Annotated in this window: 14 protein-coding genes; 13 read left to right on the top strand and 1 reads right to left on the bottom strand. The window is 66.4% G+C overall.

Annotated elements, in window-relative coordinates:
* A partial coding sequence (locus ACQ754_RS16640) for a TapB family protein (RefSeq protein ID WP_440998171.1) occupies positions 1–786 on the top strand: 786 nt, incomplete at its 5' end.
* 154 nt (positions 787–940) lie between these two features.
* A complete protein-coding gene (locus ACQ754_RS16635) occupies positions 941–2,719 on the top strand; it encodes an Ig-like domain-containing protein (protein ID WP_440998170.1) in 1,779 nt (592 codons plus the stop codon).
* 23 nt (positions 2,720–2,742) lie between these two features.
* On the opposite strand, the gene ACQ754_RS16630 is transcribed toward ACQ754_RS16635, so the two are convergent.
* On the bottom strand, positions 2,743–3,711 hold the full coding sequence (locus ACQ754_RS16630; RefSeq protein WP_440998169.1) for a GGDEF domain-containing protein: 969 nt from the start codon (positions 3,709–3,711) through the stop codon (positions 2,743–2,745).
* Positions 3,712–3,878: 167 nt separating this feature from the next.
* Between ACQ754_RS16630 and rfbA the strand changes: the two genes are divergently transcribed.
* The 11 genes from rfbA to ACQ754_RS16575 all read left to right on the top strand — a co-directional run bounded on the left by rfbA (position 3,879) and on the right by ACQ754_RS16575 (position 14,967).
* Positions 3,879–4,763, top strand: a complete 885-nt coding sequence (gene rfbA, locus ACQ754_RS16625; protein WP_440998168.1) for a glucose-1-phosphate thymidylyltransferase RfbA — start codon at positions 3,879–3,881, stop codon at positions 4,761–4,763.
* A complete protein-coding gene (locus tag ACQ754_RS16620; RefSeq protein WP_440998167.1) occupies positions 4,760–5,995 on the top strand; it encodes a hypothetical protein in 1,236 nt (411 codons plus the stop codon). The genes rfbA and ACQ754_RS16620 overlap by 4 nt, the downstream gene beginning before the upstream one ends.
* Complete coding sequence (locus tag ACQ754_RS16615) at positions 5,979–7,766, top strand: hypothetical protein (protein ID WP_440998166.1); 1,788 nt, start codon at positions 5,979–5,981, stop codon at positions 7,764–7,766. The genes ACQ754_RS16620 and ACQ754_RS16615 overlap by 17 nt, the downstream gene beginning before the upstream one ends.
* Before the next feature lie 20 nt (positions 7,767–7,786).
* Entirely contained in the window at positions 7,787–8,335 is a 549-nt protein-coding gene (gene rfbC / locus ACQ754_RS16610) for a dTDP-4-dehydrorhamnose 3,5-epimerase (RefSeq protein WP_440998165.1), read from the top strand.
* Complete coding sequence (gene rfbD / locus ACQ754_RS16605; protein ID WP_440998164.1) at positions 8,332–9,219, top strand: dTDP-4-dehydrorhamnose reductase; 888 nt, start codon at positions 8,332–8,334, stop codon at positions 9,217–9,219. The genes rfbC and rfbD overlap by 4 nt, the downstream gene beginning before the upstream one ends.
* 177 nt (positions 9,220–9,396) lie before the next feature.
* Positions 9,397–10,524, top strand: coding sequence for a dTDP-glucose 4,6-dehydratase (gene rfbB / locus ACQ754_RS16600; RefSeq protein WP_440998163.1), 1,128 nt, complete (start codon positions 9,397–9,399; stop codon positions 10,522–10,524).
* Positions 10,524–11,936 carry a mannose-1-phosphate guanylyltransferase/mannose-6-phosphate isomerase gene (locus ACQ754_RS16595; protein ID WP_440998162.1) on the top strand — a complete coding sequence of 471 codons (1,413 nt, stop codon included), beginning with the start codon at positions 10,524–10,526 and terminating at the stop codon, positions 11,934–11,936. Before rfbB ends, ACQ754_RS16595 begins: the two co-directional genes overlap by 1 nt.
* Positions 11,937–11,948: 12 nt before the next feature.
* Entirely contained in the window at positions 11,949–13,229 is a 1,281-nt protein-coding gene (locus tag ACQ754_RS16590; protein ID WP_440998161.1) for a nucleotide sugar dehydrogenase, read from the top strand.
* Between the two features lie 88 nt (positions 13,230–13,317).
* Positions 13,318–13,554: an AbrB/MazE/SpoVT family DNA-binding domain-containing protein gene (locus ACQ754_RS16585; RefSeq protein WP_440998160.1), complete on the top strand. Its 237-nt coding sequence runs from the start codon at positions 13,318–13,320 to the stop codon at positions 13,552–13,554.
* On the top strand, positions 13,551–13,955 hold the full coding sequence (locus tag ACQ754_RS16580; protein ID WP_440998159.1) for a PIN domain-containing protein: 405 nt from the start codon (positions 13,551–13,553) through the stop codon (positions 13,953–13,955). Before ACQ754_RS16585 ends, ACQ754_RS16580 begins: the two co-directional genes overlap by 4 nt.
* A 7-nt stretch (positions 13,956–13,962) precedes the next feature.
* On the top strand, positions 13,963–14,967 hold the full coding sequence (locus tag ACQ754_RS16575) for an NAD-dependent epimerase (RefSeq protein ID WP_440998158.1): 1,005 nt from the start codon (positions 13,963–13,965) through the stop codon (positions 14,965–14,967).
* The last annotated feature ends 156 nt before the right edge of the window (positions 14,968–15,123 follow it).

Here is a 15,123-nt window from a genome sequence, read left to right as displayed (position 1 = left end):
GCGAACAGCGACGTGAGCTCCGACAACGCCGTGGAAGGGTTGCTGAGGGCGGCCGGTGCCCTCGACGCCGGCGATGACTCCGACGATGGGGATGACGGCTCGGTGGTCGGCGGGGGCAGCGCCACGGCTTGTTTCAACCCGGCGCTCCTCGCGACGGGCACGCAGATCTTCCAGGAATTCTCCGGCACGGAGCGGGAGACCGGGGAGTCGATCACCTTCACCATCCAGCAGATCGTCAACGGCCCGACCACATTCAATGGCCGCACGGCCATTGAGGTGGACCAGCGGGTCCAGGGCACCGATACCGCGAGCGGGATGACGGGTAGCGGCGATGTGCTTTCCTATGAGCAGGTGGAACAGGGTCGGTCGACGTTCCGAACCGTGGGTACGAAGTCCACGTTCATGTCCGGGGGCGTGTCGGTGATCAACACCATCGTCAATGAACCGCCGAGCACCTTGCGCTTCAATCTCGCCCCGGGCGAGCGGTACACGGAGGAATATACCGTCACCAGCTCGTCGGATCTCGGTGTCGGGACGCCCCAGGAGACCCGCTCAGAGCACGAGCGTACCGTGACTTACCTCGGCCGGGAGACGGTCCAGGTGCCTGCGGGGGCGTTCGAGGCCTGCAAGTTCCGTTTCGAGGACCAGGTGACGAGTTTCGGCCAAACGACCACCAACGAGAGCCTGCAGTGGATTGCGGTGGATAGCGGCATCAATGTCCGGGTGGAGGATGAGGGGGTGTTGGCGGAGCTGGTCTCCGGCCGGATCAACGGCAACGCCTTGTAACGGCTAGCGGATCGCAGCTGTGGCGGTATGCGTGGCCGCGGCTGTCAATGGGGGAGGCTAGCCCTCCCCCATTGCGTCTTGGCTAGCGTATCGCATCCGGCATGCCTATCGGTTAGCCTGGCCGATAGGCGTCTCACCCAGGGAGGGCATCGCAATGGCTGAATGGATCGAAGAGCGCCCCGATCGGGATACCTCCGGTTTCTCCACTTCCTATGATGATATCGATTCGGTGCTTACCCTGCCGGATGCCACCGTGCAACCGTTGGAGGTGGACACGCGCCACGATGCCTTCGTCCACGTCGATGGTGACGGGCGCTGGGGCGAGGATCATGACACCTTCGTGGCCGATCTGGAGGCCGGCCGTCGGTATCGATTGGAGCTCGATACGGAATACCCCTCGCTGCTCGAGGGCAATCAGATCGTGTGGGTGCATCAGCGCGATGATCGCTTCCCGGATTTGATCATCAATCAGATTGATGCTTTCAGCGACGGCACGGTGTATTCGCAGCTTTTCACCCCCGACGAAAGCGGCCCCCATTACTTCGCGGTCTCGTTGGATTATGACGCGGGCTTCGGTAATGAGATCGTCGCGCCGGTGCCCTACAGCCTGGAGATCGTGCCGGTGCCGCGGCCGGATACCGAAGCGCCGATGGTGTCGCCGGGGCAGCGCTTCTCCTTAGCGGAGGATGCTCCGGTGGGGGCGGTTCTCGGCACCGTTTCCGCCTATGACGATAGCGGCAGTATCGATTCGTTTGCCATTACCGGCGGCTCAGCGGCGCCGTGGGTCCGCATCGAGGATGATGGCACCTTGACCCTTACCGATGCCGGCGCCAGCAGTCCGCTGAACGATTATGACCGCGGCGGCAATGGCTTCAGCGTGGAAGTGGTGGCGAGCGATGCCGCCGGCAACACGAGTACGCCGCGAAGTGTCTCCCTGACCGTGGATCCGGCCTTGGAGACGCGGGATGACTGGGTCGAGACCACCCCGGCAACGCCGACGACCATCGACGTGGCGGTGAATGATTCCGGCGTGGGGTTTTCGCAGAAGCAGGACATGGTGCTCACCGACCCGGCCCATGGCACCGCGACTTTGAACGCCTCGGGGGATGTGCGCTATGTGCCGGCGCCCGGGTTCACCGGCGTCGACGTCTTCTCTTACACGGTTACGGGGGCGGATGGGTCGGTATCCGAGGCGGAGGTCACCGTGGAGGTGCTCCCGGAAGAGGTCCGTGAGACCCGCACCCTGGTGACCGAGTATTACGTGGCGATGTTCGACCGGGCGCCCGATGCCGAGGGCTTGACGTTCTGGACCGGCAAGCTGGTGGATGGGCCCATGGGCGGGGAGATCGACCTTGCCAGCGCGATGTATGCCTCCGATGCCGCGCGCACGGTTTTCCCTGCCGATCTGGAGGCCCGGGAGGTTGTGCGCGAGTTCTACCGGAATACCCTGGGGCGCGAACCCGATGAGAATGCCTCGGGGCTGGATTTCTGGACGGGCAAGCTGGAGTCCCATGGCGAGCCGGGGCGCTTGGTGAACGCCATGCTCGAGGCGGTGCGGAGTCAGCCCCCTGGCAAGCCGGACAAGGATCTCCTTACCAACAAGGTTACCGTGGGCGAATACTTCGCCACGCAGGGGCCGGGCACGGTGGATGGCAGCAGGGCGTTGATCGATCGGGTAACGGCGGATTCCGATGTATCCAGCCCCGAGGCTATCGAGGGGCTCATCGAGGACGCCATGCCGGTCAGCGAGGCGGCAGCGGAGCTCAGCGACGAGATACAGCGCTCACAGCTGTACCAGGATCTCAGCACACCGATAACGCCGGCCCGCGAATCGGCTCAGGCGAAGCTGAATCTGGACACGGGTGCCTCAGACCTCGCGCTCGTCGGTGTCGACGGGGCGGATCAGCCCGCCGAGGGTGCGCTGGCCATGTAAAGGGCACGGTGGACCGAAGGTGACTAGCGTGCGGCGCCGACATCCAGCCGATGAACACAACCCTGGTGTCGATAACACCCACGGCCATCACCCTTGGCGCGGTATAAGGCGGTATCGGCCCGTTGCATGAGGGCGGATATGTCCGGGTCGTGGGGTTCCAGCGTGGCCGCCCCGGCGCTCAGGCTGACGGCGATGGGTTGCCCCTGGGGGGCCGGCGGGCGACTGTGCGCCTCGTCGAGCAGACGGCTGCTGATGGCGGCTGCTTCACCTATGCCCGTGTCCGGCAGGGCGACGAGGAATTCATCCCCGCCAAGGCGAGCGAGCAGGTCGCCGGGCCGGGTGGCGCATTCCAGCTGGTTGGCGACCCATTGCAGGATGTGGTCGCCGGCGGCATGGCCGTACCCGTCATTGATGCGCTTGAAGTGATCGACGTCCAGTAATACCAGCGAGAGGGGGCGAGCCGAGTTCAACGCCCGTTGGTAGAGCCGCTCGAGCTGGGCTATAGCCCGTCTCCGGTTGCTGAGGCCGGTGAGGGGGTCGGTGGCGGCGAGCCGGCGCAACTCCTCCTCTTGTCTTTTGCGTTCGGTGATATTGAAAGCCAGCCAGAGCACCGCGGGCTCGTCGGTGCCATAGTCTAGGAATGGCAGCACACGCGCCTCGAACCACTGCGGTGGATGCTCGCTCCCCGGAGGGTTACTGCCGGGGACCCGGACCTCGCCCCGGGAGAGGGTGTATTCGAGGCTCTGCACGCACCGGGACTCCAGGGTCTCGTCGATCACGGCGGAAAAGCGAACGGCCAGACGGGCCGGCAGCACCTCGTTCAGGTGCCGCCCCACTAGCAGATGCGCGTCCCGGTAGAGCTCGTCGTGGCAGCCGCCGAGCACCTCGAGGTACTGGCCGCTGGCCGCGATGACGAACGAGATGTCCGGAAGCGCTTGAAGGACCTTCTCGAGGGAGTGTCCCCGCCGCTCGTGGTGCATAGTAACGTCCATTGTTGCATCACATACGGATAGCACCCCGACACGGTTTATAACAGGCGTCGGGAATGGCTGTGTGAAGCATTGAAGACGAGTGGTGCCGAGTAGGCGACGTGTGGATCCCGTCCCGCTCCCGCCGGTGCTATTGCTACACTGTAAGTTTCCTCACGTCGGGGGCGGGAATGGAACGGACACGCCGGGGCATCATCCTCGCCGGCGGCGCGGGGACGCGGCTGCATCCCCTCACCGTGGCGGTGAGCAAGCAGCTGATGCCGGTCTACGACAAACCGATGATTTACTATCCCCTTTCGACCCTGATGCTCGCTGGTATCCGGGAGATCCTGATCATCACCACACCGGGGGATCAGGAAGCCTTCCGCCGGCTGCTCGGGGATGGTAGCGGTTGGGGGATCCGGTTGGAGTATGCGGTGCAGCCCGCTCCGGAGGGGCTGGCGCAGGCGCTGATCATTGGTGAGACGTTCGCGGCGGGTGCGCCGGTGGCGTTGATCCTCGGGGATAACATCTTCTACGCGGACGGGCTCTCGCAGAAATTACAGGCAGTGGCCGCCGGCGCCAGCGGGGCGACGGTGTTCGGCTACTATGTCCGCGATCCCCAGCGCTATGGGGTGCTGGCCTTTGACGAGACGGGGGCGCCGATGGATATTGTCGAGAAGCCCCGAGATCCCCCCTCGCGCTATGCCGTGACCGGGCTGTACTTCTATGATGGTGACGCCGCGGCCATCGCCCGTTCTGTGTGCCCCTCCGCGCGCGGGGAGCTGGAGATCACCGATGTCAACCGTGCCTATCTCGCCGCCGGACGGTTGTCCGTGGAGCTGCTCAGCCGTGGCACGGCCTGGCTGGATACCGGCACCCATGATGCGCTGCTCGATGCGGCGGATTTCGTTCGGGTGGTGGAGCAGCGCCAGGGGTTGAAAGTCGCCTGCCCGGAGGAGATCGCCTATCGCATGGGCTTCATCGATGACGAGGCCCTGTGCCGACTGGCGGAGCCGCTGCGGAACAGCGGCTACGGGGATTATCTGCTATCGCTCGTCCAGGGGAGCCAATGAAGGCAGTACTGCATATCGGTACGGAGAAGACCGGCACGACCACCCTGCAGAAGGCGCTGCTGGACAATCGCAAGGCGTTGCGTGAGCAGGGTGTGCTGTATCTCGCCGGCGACGGGCTTGCCAATGCGCGGGACCTAGCGGCGGCCGCGCTGGACCTGGAGGCGCCGGATGAGTATCTGAATCGCAGCGGGATTCGTGGTCGGCAGGCGCGTAGCGCCTACCGCGATGCGGTATGCGCGCACTATACCGATGCCCTCTCGGCGCCGCCGCGTGGCATCCACACCGTGGTGATCTCCAGCGAGCACTTCCACTCGCGATTGAGCGCGACGGCCTCCGTGGAACGCCTGCGGGAGTGGTTGGCGCCGTACGTCGATGCGTTCCGGGTGGTGTGTTACTTGCGCCGCCAGGTGGACATGGTGACCTCCCATTACTCGACGGTGCTCAAGGGCGGCGGACAGTTGGGTTTCGAGGCCTATATCCGGCGTATGCTTCGTACCTCGCGGTATTATTGTGACTATGCCCGCATGCTGGAGAACTGGGCGGCGGTGTTCGGGCCTGCGGCCATGGAGGTGCGGCGCTTTGACCGTGAGGCCTTGGCGCGCGGTAGCGTGGTCGATGATTTCCTGACGTGCCTCGGGCTCGGTCCGGATGCGCTGGCGGTGCCGCCCAGCGATATCAACGAGTCGGTCAATCACGTCGGCCAGGTGCTGTTGCGGGAGCTCAACCGTAATGTCGACCCTGCTGCGGGCGCGGCTGCGGCGAGTAATGTCCAGAAAGTACGGACACGCATCGCCCGCGCCTTTGCCGGCAAGGGGGAGCAGCTGCCCCCGGAACGCGCCCGCGCACTCCAACGGCGTTTCGATGGCATCAACGAGGCGGTGCGCCAGCGCTGGTGTCCGGATGCGGAACGCCTCTTCCCGGATACCTACCCGGAAGGGGATGGGCGCATGCTCAGTGAGGCCCAGGAGCAGGGCCTGAAGGGTGTCGCCGCCATACTGGCCTCCTCGGGCACTTACAGTGGTGGTCTGCAGGACTATGACCCGTACGCCGATCTCTTGCGGGATTCCGCAGACCTGCTGCAGCAACGGGATCCCGTAAAGGCGCACGGCTTGCTGGAGCTCGCGGGCATGATCCGCCCCCACGGGGGGCTGATCCGGCGCAAGCGCGATAAGCTCGCGGCGCGCCTGAAAGGGCAGGGCGTCGGGGAGGAATCCGGTGAGTACAGCGCCTGATGCAGTAGACGAAGGGCTGTTTGCCGCGACTGGCCGGCAGCTACGCTGGCTGGGCACCCTGGGGCGGCGGTTACTGCGACTCACCCCCGGGCCGGTGCTGGCGGCCATTGCCGCGTTTATGGGCGCGCAATTGTTGTTGCTCGCGGCGTTTCTGCTCCCCCTGAAGGTGATCCTGTTGGTGGCGGCGGACGGCGTGCCTTGGTATTTCGCGGCCTTCGTCTCCGCCGAGGACAAGGATCGCTTCGTGCTGCTGCTCGCCGGTGGGGCTATCGCCAGCTATGGCGCCTACCAGCTCTGTAATGCGTTGATCGGGCGGTGGCTGCGCCGCGGCGCACGGCGCATGATCGATCATACCGGCAAGCTCCATGTCTTCGACAATCAGGATGAGCTCGCCCTGCAAGGTTATCGCCGCTTCGTGCAAGTGGCGGGCTCGGCAGCCCTGATCGTGCTGGGTGTCCTTGCGGGGGGGTATCTCAATCCCCTCGCCTTCGGGGTGCTCATTGCTCTGGTGGTGGTCCAGTATTTCGGACTGGGCATGGTGTTTGCCGGCCGCGGCGCCTTAGCGCGCCGCCTCTGTGCTTCGGTCGCCGCCAACCCCGCGGTCGGCACCGGGGTGCTTTCCTCCCTGAACTTCCTGCTCGTCTTTGCGGCCCTGCTCGGGCAATTCCTGAATAACGCCAGGCTGAGCCCGGTGGTGGCTATCGTCACCATCATCCTGACCCGTCAGCTGTTACAGCGGGGCGTGTCGGGGATTCAGGACATCATCTATCTGGCCCGCAATCGACAGCGGTTGATGACGCTGTTCTTTCCCCGGGTGCAGCATGTGCCGGGTCCGGCGCGAGCGCATGGGGCAGCGTTTGTACGGAGCCTGTCGCCGGCGTTTCGCGATGGTTGGCTCGGCGAGGCGTTGGTCCAGGTCACGGATGGGCAGCTCAGTGCGCCGCGGATCCACTCCCGTTGGCGCGATAGCGGCATGCCCGGGCTGGCGTATTTTGATGTGGACGCCGCCAATGGGCGTTGGTTCGTTAAGTATTATGACCGGCGTCACGCCGTGCGCGCGGCCCATGAGGTGGAGCTCTTTGCTGCCCATCCCCAGGGTGTGCCTGCCGCGCCAAAGTGGGTGGGGGACGTCTTCGTGGACGGGGGCCGGTTATTGGTCTTCGAAGGGGTGCCGGAGCAACCCTGGGAGCCGGAATCTTGGCGCATCGCGGTGTTCGAGCGCATCCTCGAGCTCTGGTCGTTGCCGCCGGACCCGGAGCTGGTCCAGCGCTATCAGCGAAGTCACCCATTGCTCGTGGATCGCCTTGGTACCCTGGGCTTCGCATCCCTGGACATTGCGGCGGAGGGGACCGAGGAGCGGACGGTGCTCGAGCGCTTCCATGGGATGTGGCCAGTGCTGTCGGCCCATGTGCATTCACTGCCCGTGGTGATCCATAACCCCGCTGCGACGGTGCCCGGGCACTGGGTCGAGGGGTCCGGGGGGGCAGCGGCGTGTCTGAGCTGGCAGCGATGGTCCATCGATACCGTGGGTTGTGAGCCGCTATTGCTGCGGCTGTCCCGCGACGCGTTGAGCCGGTTGGTGGCGCGAGCGCCGGTGGGCGCTTCAAGCCAGGCCGAGGTCACTGTGGCGGAGTTGAGGTTGGTGGCACGGCTGACGTTGCTCGAACAGGCGCTGCGCCGCAACAATTTGCGTCAGGGCCTGGATTTGGTCAGCCGGGTTCTGGCCGACTGGGATGCCGCAACCCCTGTCGGTGTCGCGGCGCAATCCTAAGGGAAAGGGAGTTACGGCCAATGGAGATCGAGGCACTGGCGATACCGGACGTCTTGTGTATCCGCCCTCGGGTGTTCGGCGACCATCGCGGGTTCTTCATGGAGACCTGGCAGGCCGAGCGCTATGCCGCGGCGGGCGTGCCCGACCGCTTCGTCCAGGACAACCACAGCCGCTCCGCCCGGGGGGTGCTCCGTGGACTGCACTATCAAATCCACCAGCCCCAGGGGAAGCTGGTGCGCGTCGCCCGCGGCGAGATCTTCGACGTGGCGGTGGACCTGCGCCGCAGCTCGCCGTACTTCGGCCGCTGGGTGGGCGCCACCCTCTCCGAGGACAACTATCGCATGCTCTGGGTGCCGCCGGGTTTCGCCCACGGGTTCCTAGTGGTGAGCGAGATCGCTGACCTGCTCTACAAGTGCACGGACTACTACGCCCCGGAGCACGAGCGCACACTTCGCTGGGACGATCCGGCGGTGGGCGTGGAGTGGCCCCTGCCGGGCGGCGAGGCCCCGCTGCTCTCGGACAAGGATCAACTCGGCACGACCCTGGAGTGGGCGGAGGTCTACCCGTGAGGGTCCTCGTCACGGGCGCGGGCGGCCAGCTGGGGCAGGAGCTGGTGCGTCGGCAACCCGCCGGGGTACGCGTGGACGCCCGGCGCTCCGGCGAGCTGGACGTGGGTGACCGGGCCGCGGTGGCCGCCGCGGTTACGGAATCCCGCCCGGCGGTGATCGTCAACGCCGCCGCATATACCCGGGTCGACGACGCCGAAACCGAGCGCGAGGCCGCCTGGCGGGTGAACGCCGACGGCCCACAATGGCTGGCGGAGGCCGCGCGCGATGTCGGCGCGCGGCTGGTGCATGTCTCCACCGACTTCGTCTTCTGCGGTGAGCTCGGCCGTGCCTGGCGCCCGGAGCAGCCGGTCTCACCGGTGGGGGAGTACGGGGCGAGCAAGGCCGCCGGCGAGGCGCGGGTCCGCGAGGCCCTCGGCGAGCGGGCGCTGATCGTCCGCACCGCCTGGGTCTACGCCGCCCACGGCCGCAATTTCGCCGCCACCATGCTGCGGCTGATGAACGAGCGCGACCGGCTCACCGTGGTGGAGGACCAGATCGGCACCCCCACCTGGGCGGGCGGCCTCGCGGAGGTGATCTGGCAGGCGGTGACCGCTGGTGTCAGCGGCACCCACCACTGGACGGATGCCGGCGTGGCGTCGTGGTACGACTTCGCCTGCGCGATCCGCGACGAGGGCGCGGCCCGCGGCCTGGTGCCGGCGGATGTGGTCATCGACCCCATCCCCGGTTCCGCCTGGCCCACACCCGCGCGGCGCCCGCCCCAGGGGGTCCTGGACAAGACCTCCCTGCGCCGGGCGCTCGGGATCACCGGCAGCCACTGGCGCACACAGCTCGGGCGGATGCTGGACGAACATCCCGCCATGAACGCCCAGCGCGGACAGACGTAGTCGAGGTAGGGCGGACGGAGCGCAGCGCAGTCCGCCAGGGAGAAGGTGGACTCCGTCCACCCTACGAGCCGAGCTCGTCGAGGTAGGGCGGACGGAGCGTAGCGCAGTCCGCCACGGGGAGAAGGTGGACTGCGTCCACCCTAGGAACCCACGAGTGGGAACGGGGATGACAGGATCATGACGCTATTGGTGACCGGCGCGGCGGGGTTTATCGGCAGTAACTTCTGCCACCACTGGCGGGGGGCACATCCGGGGGATCGCCTCATCGCCCTGGATGCGCTCACCTATGCCGGCAACGCGGCCAATCTCGCCGCCCTCGATGGGCAGGCCGGTTTCCGCTTCGTCCACGGCGACATCACCGACGGCGCGCTGGTGGAGCGGCTGCTGCGCGAAGAAGGCATCGACACCATCGTCCACTTCGCGGCGGAGTCCCACGTGGACCGCTCCATCCACGGGCCCGCGGCCTTCGTGCAGACCAACGTGGTCGGCACCCAGGTGCTGTTGGAGGCCGCGCGGCGGGTGTGGCTGGCCGGCAGTGGCCGGGAGCACCGCTTCCACCATATCTCCACCGACGAGGTCTATGGCAGCCTTGGCCCGGAGGACCCGCCGTTCCACGAAACCACGCCCTATGCGCCCAACTCCCCCTATGCGGCGAGCAAGGCCGCCTCGGACCATCTGGTGCGGGCCTGGCACCACACCTACGGCTTGCAGGTGACCACCAGCAACTGCTCCAACAACTACGGGCCCTATCAGTTCCCGGAGAAGCTCATCCCGCTGGTGATCCTCAACATCCTCCACGGCCGGCGGTTGCCGGTCTACGGCGACGGCACGCAGGTGCGCGACTGGCTGCACGTCGCCGACCACTGCCGGGGGATCGAGGCGGTGCTGCGCGATGGGCGGATGGGGGAGACCTACAATATCGGCGGCTTCGGTGAGCTCACCAATATAGAGCTCGTGCGCCGTCTCTGTGCCCTCCTGGACGAGCGCTTCGCCGCCGAGCCGGAACTGGCCCGACGCTTCCCGGATGCCCCCCAGGCCCGCGGTGCGCCGGCGGAGTCGCTCATCGAGCACGTCACCGACCGTCCCGGCCACGACCGCCGCTACGCCATCGATCCGGGGCGCATCACCGGCGAGCTCGGCTGGAGTCCGTCGCATGACCTCACCAGCGGCCTGGCGGATACCGTGGGCTGGTACCTGGCCAACGGCCCCTGGTGGACGGCGGTGATGGATGGCAGCTACCGGGAGTGGCTGTCGCAGCAGTATGGCGGTGGCGTACTTCCACAGAACCAAGAAGGGACTTCCTAATGCTGACACCAGTGCTCCTCTGCGGCGGCTCCGGTACGCGCCTATGGCCGCTGTCCCGCAGCCATTACCCCAAGCAGTTCCTGCCTCTTGCCGGCGAGCGCAGCCTGCTCCAGGAGTCGGCCCTGCGCATCGCCGCCCTGGCAGACGCTGGCCCCTTGGTGGCCGTAGCCAACAGCCATCACCGCTTCCTGGTTGCGGAGCAGCTTCAGGAAACGGGTGTGGAGGTTGGGGCCACCGTGCTGGAACCGGCGGCACGGAATACGGCACCGGCGGTGGCGGCTGCTGCCATGGCCGCGTTGGAAGCCGACCCCGAGGCGGTGCTGCTGGTCGCCCCCTCGGATCATCTGGTGCGCGATGTAGAGGCGTTCCATGCCGCGGTGGCCCGCGGGTTGCCGCACGCCCGTGACGGTCAGCTCGTTACCTTCGGTATCATCCCCGACTGCCCTGAGACCGGCTACGGCTATATCCGCAGCGGAACCCCCCTGGCCGACGGCGTGCAGGTGGTGGAGGCCTTCGTGGAGAAGCCGGACGCGGCGACGGCCGCCGCCTATCTGGCGGATGGGGGGTATCACTGGAACAGCGGGATCTTTCTGTTCGGGGCACAGCGCTATCTCGAAGAGCTGGCGGCCTATCGGCCGGATATCCTGGAGGCGGTGGAGCGCGCTTGGGCCGAGCGCCAGCAGGACCTGGATTTCGTCCGACTGGAGGAGGGCGCCTTCGGCGGTTGCCCCGCCGAGAGCATCGACTACGCGGTGATGGAGCGCACCACTGCGGCCGCAGTCGTGCCCCTCGAATGCGGCTGGAGTGACCTCGGTAGTTGGGGCAGCCTCCACGAGGTGGGCGAGCGCTGTGGCGAGACGGGCAACGTCCTCGTCGGCGACGTCCTCGCCGAGGATACCTTTGATTCCTACATCCACTCCGAGGGCCGGCTGATCGCGGCGGTGGGGGTTCGGGATCAAGTGATCGTGGAGACCGCCGACGCGATCCTGGTGGCGGCGCGGGATCGGGTCCAGGATGTCAAGCGTATCGTCTCACGGCTCGAGGCCCATGGCCGCGACGAGGCGACTATTCATCGGCGGGTCAATCGCCCCTGGGGGGCCTACGAGGGGGTCGCAAGCGCCGAGCGTTTCCAGGTCAAACGCATAACCGTCAAGCCGGGGGCCAGGCTGTCGGTGCAGATGCATCACCACCGGGCCGAGCACTGGGTGGTGGTCAAGGGCACTGCCCGGGTCACCCGCGGCGAGGAGACCTTCCTCCTGAAGGAGGACCAGTCCACCTACATTCCGTTGGGGGTTACCCACTGCCTGGAAAATCCGGGGGTGATCCCCTTGGAAGTAGTGGAAGTGCAGACGGGGAGCTATCTCGGTGAGGATGACATCGTCCGGGTAGAGGACCGCTACGGTCGCTGCTGAGGAAGGGAAACCATGGATAATACCAATGATACGCCGCGCGTGGCCGTTCTAGGTCTCGGCTATGTGGGCCTGCCGCTGGCGGTGGCCTTTGCCCGTCACTATCCGGTGGTGGGCTTCGATGTAAAGCGCTCCCGAATCGAGGGGCTGCGCGCCGGCCATGACGATACCCAGGAGGTGTCGCCGGAGGAGCTCGCGGCGGCCGAGGGGCTGACCATCACCGACGAGCTCGCGGCCCTGCGCGAGTGCAACGTCTACGTGGTCACCGTGCCCACGCCCATCGATAGCGGCCGCCAGCCCGATCTCACGCCGCTGCGCCGGGCCAGCGAGACCGTCGGGCAGGTCATCGGGCCGGGGGATGTGGTGATCTACGAGTCCACGGTCTATCCGGGGGCGACGGAGGAGGTCTGTATCCCTATCGTGGAGGCCACCTCAGGGCTCACCTTCAACCGGGACTTCTTCGCCGGTTACAGCCCCGAACGCATCAATCCCGGCGACCGCGCCCACCGGGTCACGGATATCGTCAAGGTAACCTCGGGCTCCACGCCGGAGATCGCGGAATTCGTCGATGCCCTCTACCGCCGGGTCATCACCGCCGGGACCCACCAGGCCAGCAGCATCCGGGTCGCCGAGGCGGCTAAGGTCATCGAGAACACCCAGCGGGACGTGAACATCGCCCTGGTCAATGAGCTCGCCATACTCTTCGAGCGCCTCGGCATCGATACCCAAGAGGTGCTGGCGGCGGCGGGGACCAAGTGGAATTTCCTGCCCTTCCGGCCGGGCCTGGTCGGTGGGCACTGTATCGGCGTGGATCCCTACTACCTGACCTACAAGGCCCAGCAGGCGGGCCACCATCCGGAGATGATCCTGGCGGGACGACGCATCAACGACGGCATGGGCGGCTACGTGGCGGCCCAGGTGGTCAAGCTGCTGACCAAGCGCAAGCGGCCGGTGGTGGATGCGGAGATCCTAGTGTTGGGGTTGGCCTTCAAGGAGAACTGTCCGGACCTGCGCAACACCCGGGTGGTGGATATCGTCGCCGAGCTGGACGACTACCACGCGCGCGTCTCCGTCCACGATCCGGAGGTGTTGGCGGAGGAGGCGGCCGCGGAATACGGCATCGAGTTGACAGAGGCGCCGCAGAACGGGGGCTACGACGCGGTGATCCTTGCCGTGGCCCATGACCGCTTTCGCGAGCTCGGCACCGAGGGCCTGCGGGCCCTGCTCAGGCCTGGCGGTGTGCTCTACGACATCAAGGGCATGCTGCCCCGCGACGACGTCGACGGTCGGTTGTAAGGGCTGCGAGAGGGGGCACCAGGGGCGCTTGCAAGGTCATGGAATGGTCCTTACGCTTGGTAAGGAATAGTGAGCCGAGGATAAGGCGGTGCATACGACATTGACCAGCAAGGGGCAGGTCACGCTGCCAAAAGCGCTGCGGGAGCGGCTTCACCTCTCCGCCGGCGACCGGATCGAGTTTGTGATCGAGGATGACGGCACGGTGCGAATGGTCGTCAAGCATGCCAGCGTGTCTCGCCTGCGGGGCATGTTGCCCAAGCCCCCGGAGCCGGTATCCCTGGAGGCGATGGAGGAGGCGATCCGCACCGGCGCCCGCGATGCATGATCGGTCTGGATACGAAGATTCTCGCCCGCTACCTCACCCAGGACGACCCGCAGCAGGCCGCCTTGGCCACCGAAGTGATCGAAGGCGAGTGCAGCCGCGAGCGGCCGGGGCGCATCGCGCTCGTGGTGCTTTGCGAGCTCGTGTGGGTGCTCCGCGGCGCCTACCGCTACGACAAGGCGGTGGTGGTTCGGGTGCTCGAGGAGCTCCTGCCGAGTGCGGAGCTGGCGGTCGAAGCGGAGGAGGTCGTCCATCAGGCGCTCGCGGCCTATCGCGATGGCGCGGCCGACTTCGCCGACTACGTTATCGCCTATTCCAATCACGCAGCAGGCTGCGCGCTGACCCGTACGCTGGACAGGCGGCTGGCCACCCATCAATACGCTGGCTACCCGGAAACGGATTGAAGGACTCATGAAAGTACTCGTAACCGGCGCGGCCGGGTTCATCGGCTATCACGTGGCCGCGCGGCTGCTCGAGCGCGGCGCTCAGGTGGTCGGGCTGGACAATCTCAATGACTACTACGACGTCAGCCTCAAGCAGGCCCGACTGGGCAGGCTGGAGGGGGCCCCGAACTTCCGCTTCGTACGCATCGACGTAGCGGACCGGGACGGGATGGCCGCGCTGTTCCGCGAGGGCTTCGACCGAGTGATCCACCTGGCCGCGCAGGCGGGGGTGCGCTATTCGCTGGAGGACCCTCATGCCTACGTGGACGCCAACGTCGTCGGCTTCATGAACATCCTTGAGGGCTGCCGCCACCATGAGGTGGAGCACCTGGTGTATGCCTCCACCAGCTCGGTCTATGGCTCGCACACGCGGATGCCCTTCTCTGAGCACGACAGCGTTGACCACCCGTTGGCCATCTACGCGGCCACCAAGAAGGCCAACGAGCTGATGGCCCACAGTTACAGCCACCTCTACCGGCTGCCCACCACGGGACTCCGGTTCTTCACCGTCTACGGGCCTTGGGGGCGGCCGGACATGGCGCTGTTCAAGTTCACCCGGGCGATCCTCGCCGGCGAGCCCATCGACGTCTACAACCACGGTCATCACCAGCGGGACTTCACGTATGTGGACGACATCGCCGAAGGAGTGGTCCGAGCCTGTGACCACGTCGCCGCCGCCAACCCCGAGTGGGATAGTGATGCTCCGGACCCGGCCACCAGTGATGCCCCGTACCGCATCTACAACATCGGCAATAATCAGCCGGTGCAGCTGACCCGCTACATCGAGGTCCTCGAGGAGTGCTTGGGGCGCAAGGCCGAGAAGCGGATGCTGCCCATGCAGCCCGGCGACGTCCCCGACACCTATGCGGACTCCGGCCTCCTCGCCGAGGCCGTCGGTTACCGGCCCTCTACCAGCGTAGAAGAGGGCGTCCGCCGCTTCGTCGAGTGGTACCGGGCCTACTACCGCGTGTAGGTCATAACCCGCCAACTCCCGGTAGGAGCCTGCCATGCAGGCGAATGGGATGGACGGTGATTCGCGCTTGACGGTCTCGGTGAGGTGCCTATAATGCGCGCTCTCTTGCCGGGGCGGTGCTCTGGTGGGGGAGGTCCCGGAGGCGGTCGGAACGAT

It is taken from the genome of Arhodomonas sp. SL1, assembly GCF_052060015.1.
Classification (GTDB): domain Bacteria; phylum Pseudomonadota; class Gammaproteobacteria; order Nitrococcales; family Nitrococcaceae; genus Arhodomonas.
The sequence above is the reverse complement of the archived record's forward strand: the minus strand, read 5'-3'. Positions and strand labels throughout refer to the sequence as shown.